The sequence below is a fragment of the Streptomyces kebangsaanensis genome (genome assembly GCF_001906585.1).
GTDB lineage: Bacteria > Actinomycetota > Actinomycetes > Streptomycetales > Streptomycetaceae > Streptomyces > Streptomyces kebangsaanensis.
Genome location: NZ_JUJA01000091.1, coordinates 1 through 3,884, shown reverse-complemented (window position 1 = coordinate 3,884; position 3,884 = coordinate 1). Strand labels below are relative to the sequence as shown.

The window sequence follows — 3,884 nt, the reverse complement described above, 5'->3', positions numbered from 1 at the left end:
CCCGCCGGTCCCAGGGCCCTGGAGCTCCAGTGGCGGCACCGGGAGACGGGCCGCACGGCCCGGCGTGCCACCGTCCCCCTCACGCCCGCCGGCGCCGGCACCTGGTCGGCCGGGACGGTCGTGGACCTCGCGGGACTCGGCGCCGGCACCTGGGACCTGCGGGTGCGGGTGTGCTTCACCGACGGCACGAGCCGCGAGACGACGGCGCACGCCCGCGCGGGCGCCGGTCTGCTGCGCCGCCGTGTCGTGCCGAGCGTGCGGTACGGCGTCCTGCTGGTCCAGCCCTACGCCACGCACTCCGGCACGCTCTCCCTGCGCCTGGCGGCCGGGCCCAGCGGGGTCACGTCGGTGCTCCGTGGCAGGCTCCGCCGTCTGCTTCACTGAGGACGGACCGGGCCGGGAACCCCGGCCGCGCTCGCACGCACAGGACGACCTGGGCCGATTGACGAGGAGAAGCCCGCACATGACATGGCTGATCACCGGCGGCGCCGGCTACATCGGAGCGCACGTCGTCCGCGCGATGACGGAGGCGGGCGAGCGGGCCGTGGTGTACGACGACCTGTCCACCGGCATCGCCGAGCGCGTCCCGCGGGGGGTCCCGCTGGTGGTGGGCTCCACCCTGGACGGCGACCGGGTGGCGGGCGCCCTCGCCGAGCACGAGGTGACCGGGGTCGTCCACCTGGCCGCCAAGAAGCAGGTGGGCGAGTCGGTGGACCGGCCGCTGCACTACTACCGGGAGAACGTCGAGGGCCTGCGGGTCCTGCTGGAGGCCGTGACGGCCGCCGGGACCGGGGCGTTCGTGTTCTCCTCCTCGGCCGCCGTGTACGGCATGCCGGACGTGGACCTGGTCACGGAGGAGACGCCGTGCGTGCCCATGTCGCCGTACGGCGAGACCAAGCTGGCCGGCGAGTGGCTGGTCCGCGCCACGGGCCGGGCGACGGGCATGTCCACGGCGTCCCTGCGGTACTTCAACGTGGCGGGCGCGGCGTGCCCGGAGCTGGCCGACGTCGGCGTGTTCAACCTGGTCCCCATGGTCTTCGAGCGGCTGACCGAGAACGCGCCCCCGCGCATCTTCGGCGACGACTACCCCACGCCGGACGGCACCTGCGTCCGTGACTACATCCACGTCGTGGACCTCGCGAAGGCCCACGTGGCCACGGCCCGCGCCCTGCTCTCCTCCCCGGGCCTGGACCTCACCCTGAACATCGGCCGCGGCGAGGGCGTCTCGGTCCGCGAGATGATCGACACGATCAACGCCGTCACCGGCCACGACAGCCCCCCGACGGTCACCCCGCGCCGCCCCGGCGACCCCGCCCGCGTCGTCGCCTCCGCCGACCGCGTCGCCACGGAACTCGGCTGGAAGGCCGAGCACGACGTCCACGACATGATCGCCTCGGCCTGGCAGGGCTGGATCCGCTGCCGTCCGGAGGCGGCCCGCGGCTGACCTCGGTGCGCTCGTGCCCTCTCTCCCACTGGGCCCGCTCCGGCGGGCCCAGTGGCGTCTCAGCCGCCGCCAGGTGTGTTCACAGCGCCTTGAGGGCCTCGGCCGTCCCCCGGGCCAGGGCGTCCAGGTAGCCCTTGGGGAGCTTCGGGGTGCGGATGACGACCGCGCGCCAGTACAGCGGGCCCGAGATCAGGTCCAGGGCCAGGTCCCGGTCCAGACCGGGGCGGAGCTCACCGCGGCTCTCTGCCGCCGTCAGGATGCTGCTGGCCACGCTCTCCTGGCCGTCGCGCAGGGCCTTCCGCATGGCCTCGGCGATGTCTGGGTTGCGGGCCGCCTCGGCCTGCAGATCCGGGATGACCTGCGAGGCCACGGGGTGGCGCAGGGCCCGGGAGGTCACCTCGTACAGCAGTCGCAGATCGGCCTCCAGGGAGCCGGTGTCCGGCGCGGGCAGGCTCTGCACGGCGAGCGCCGAGACGATGTCGAGCACCAGGTGCAGCTTGGAGCGCCAGCGGCGGTACACCGCGGTCTTGCCGACGCCCGCGCGCCGCGCGATCCCCTCGATGGACATGCGCGCGTAGCCGACGGCCGCGAGTTCCTCGAAGACCGCGGCCCTGATCGCCTCCGTCACGTCCTCCCGCAGTACGGCCGCCCCGGCGGGGGCGCGGCGGCGCGGGCGCGTCCGGGAGTCCTCGGCGTTCGTCGTCATGGAGCCAGCATAGGGCGTGACGACGGAACGGTTGCGTCCCGACGTCACTTCGCTCTACGCTCGCGTTGCGACGATACGGTCCCGTCCCGACGTAAGAAACCGTGAAGAGGACCGTAAGAAACCGTTCCGAGCGAAAGAGCAGCGGATGTGAGCCAGGTCCTCCACGCACCGCCCCCCGCCCCGTCCCCGGCCGAGGACGACCTCGCGGCGCTCGCCGCCCGCCACGGCCTGTCCGTCAGCGGCGCCCGCCCCTCCCTGCCGGAGTACGTGCGCCGGCTGTGGGCGCGGCGCCACTTCATCAGCGCCTTCGCCACGGCCAAGCTGACCTCCCAGTACAGCGAGGCGAAGCTCGGCCAGGTCTGGCAGGTGGCCACCCCGCTGCTGAACGCGGCGGTGTACTACTTCATCTTCGGCGTCCTGCTGGGCACCAGCCGCGGCGTGGCCGACTACGTCCCGTTCCTGGTGACGGGGGTGTTCGTCTGGACGTTCACGCAGAACTCGATCATGTCCGGCACCCGCGCGATCTCCGGCAACCTCGGTCTGGTGCGGGCCCTGCACTTCCCGCGGGCCGCGCTGCCGGTCTCCTTCGCGCTGCAGCAGCTCCAGCAGCTGCTGTTCTCGATGGCCGCCCTCGTCCTGATCCTGCTCGGCTTCGGCATGACGCCCGCCCTGTCGTGGGTGCTGGCCCTTCCGGTGCTGGTGCTGCAGTTCGTGTTCAACGCCGGCGTCTCGATGGTCGTGGCCCGGATGGGCGCGAAGACGCCGGACATCGCACAGCTGATGCCGTTCGTCCTGCGCACCTGGATGTACGTCTCCGGCGTGATGTGGAGCATCGACAAGACGCTCTCGCGCAACGGCATGCCGCACGTGGTGAAGGTGCTGCTGGAGTCCAACCCGGCCGCCGTCTACATCGACCTGATGCGCTTCGCGCTGATCGACAGCTTCAAGGCGAACCAGCTCCCGCACCACGTGTGGGCGCTGGCGCTGGGCTGGGCACTGCTCGCCGGTGTCGGCGGGTTCCTCTACTTCTGGAAGGCCGAGGAGACGTACGGCCGTGGCTGAGCACACCGAACCCGTCCCCACCGTCATCGCCGACAAGGTCGACATCGTCTACCGGGTCAACGGCACCGGTTCCGGCCGCGGCAGCGCGACCGCCGCCCTCAACCGCATCCTGCGCCGCGGGAAGGCCGAGAAGGCCGCCGGCGTACGCCGGGTGCACGCGGTGAAGAAGGTCTCGTTCGTCGCCTACCGGGGCGAGGCGATCGGCCTGATCGGCACCAACGGCTCCGGCAAGTCCACGCTGCTCAAGGCGGTCGCGGGCCTGCTGCCGGTGGAGAGCGGCAAAATCTACACCGACGGCCAGCCCTCCCTCCTCGGCGTGAACGCGGCGCTGATGAACGACCTGACCGGCGAGCGCAACGTCCACCTCGGCGGACTCGCCATGGGCATGTCCCGCGAGGAGGTCAAGTCGCGCTACCAGGAGATCGTCGACTTCTCCGGCATCAACGAGAAGGGCGACTTCATCACGCTGCCGATGCGCACGTACTCCTCCGGCATGGCGGCCCGACTGCGCTTCTCCATCGCCGCCGCCAAGGACCACGACGTCCTCATGATCGACGAGGCGCTGGCCACCGGCGACCGCAAGTTCCAGATGCGCTCCGAGGCACGCATCCGGGAGCTGCGCGAGGAGGCCGGCACGGTCTTCCTGGTCAGCCACAACAACAAGTCGATCCG

4 protein-coding genes and 1 pseudogene are annotated in these 3,884 nt (G+C 71.9%); 4 read left to right on the top strand and 1 reads right to left on the bottom strand.

Going from position 1 to position 3,884, the window contains the following annotated elements; genetic code table 11:
- A pseudogene (locus RH94_RS43275) lies at positions 1-384 on the top strand (transferase); the annotation flags it as partial.
- A gap of 79 nt (positions 385-463) precedes the next feature.
- Positions 464-1,444: a UDP-glucose 4-epimerase GalE gene (gene galE, locus RH94_RS13680; protein ID WP_073947887.1), complete on the top strand. Its 981-nt coding sequence runs from the start codon at positions 464-466 to the stop codon at positions 1,442-1,444.
- A 79-nt stretch (positions 1,445-1,523) separates the two neighbouring features.
- On the opposite strand, the gene RH94_RS13675 is transcribed toward galE, so the two are convergent.
- On the bottom strand, positions 1,524-2,150 hold the full coding sequence (locus RH94_RS13675; protein ID WP_073947893.1) for a TetR/AcrR family transcriptional regulator: 627 nt from the start codon (positions 2,148-2,150) through the stop codon (positions 1,524-1,526).
- Positions 2,151-2,297: 147 nt separating this feature from the next.
- Here RH94_RS13675 and RH94_RS13670 point away from each other — a divergent pair, with 147 nt between their 5' ends.
- Positions 2,298-3,212 (top strand): ABC transporter permease, encoded by a 915-nt coding sequence (locus RH94_RS13670; RefSeq protein WP_073947886.1) that lies wholly within the window; start codon positions 2,298-2,300, stop codon positions 3,210-3,212.
- Positions 3,205-3,884, top strand: a 680-nt coding sequence (locus tag RH94_RS13665; RefSeq protein WP_073947885.1) for an ABC transporter ATP-binding protein, incomplete at its 3' end; no start/stop codon positions are given. The genes RH94_RS13670 and RH94_RS13665, both read left to right, overlap by 8 nt.

What these genes read in the sequence shown, in the direction of transcription:
- galE (WP_073947887.1), top strand. Translation starts at nt 464, where the DNA reads ATGACATGGCTGATCACCGGCGGCGCCGGCTACATCGGAGCGCACGTC.
- RH94_RS13675 (WP_073947893.1), bottom strand. Translation starts at nt 2,150, where the DNA reads ATGACGACGAACGCCGAGGACTCCCGGACGCGCCCGCGCCGCCGCGCC.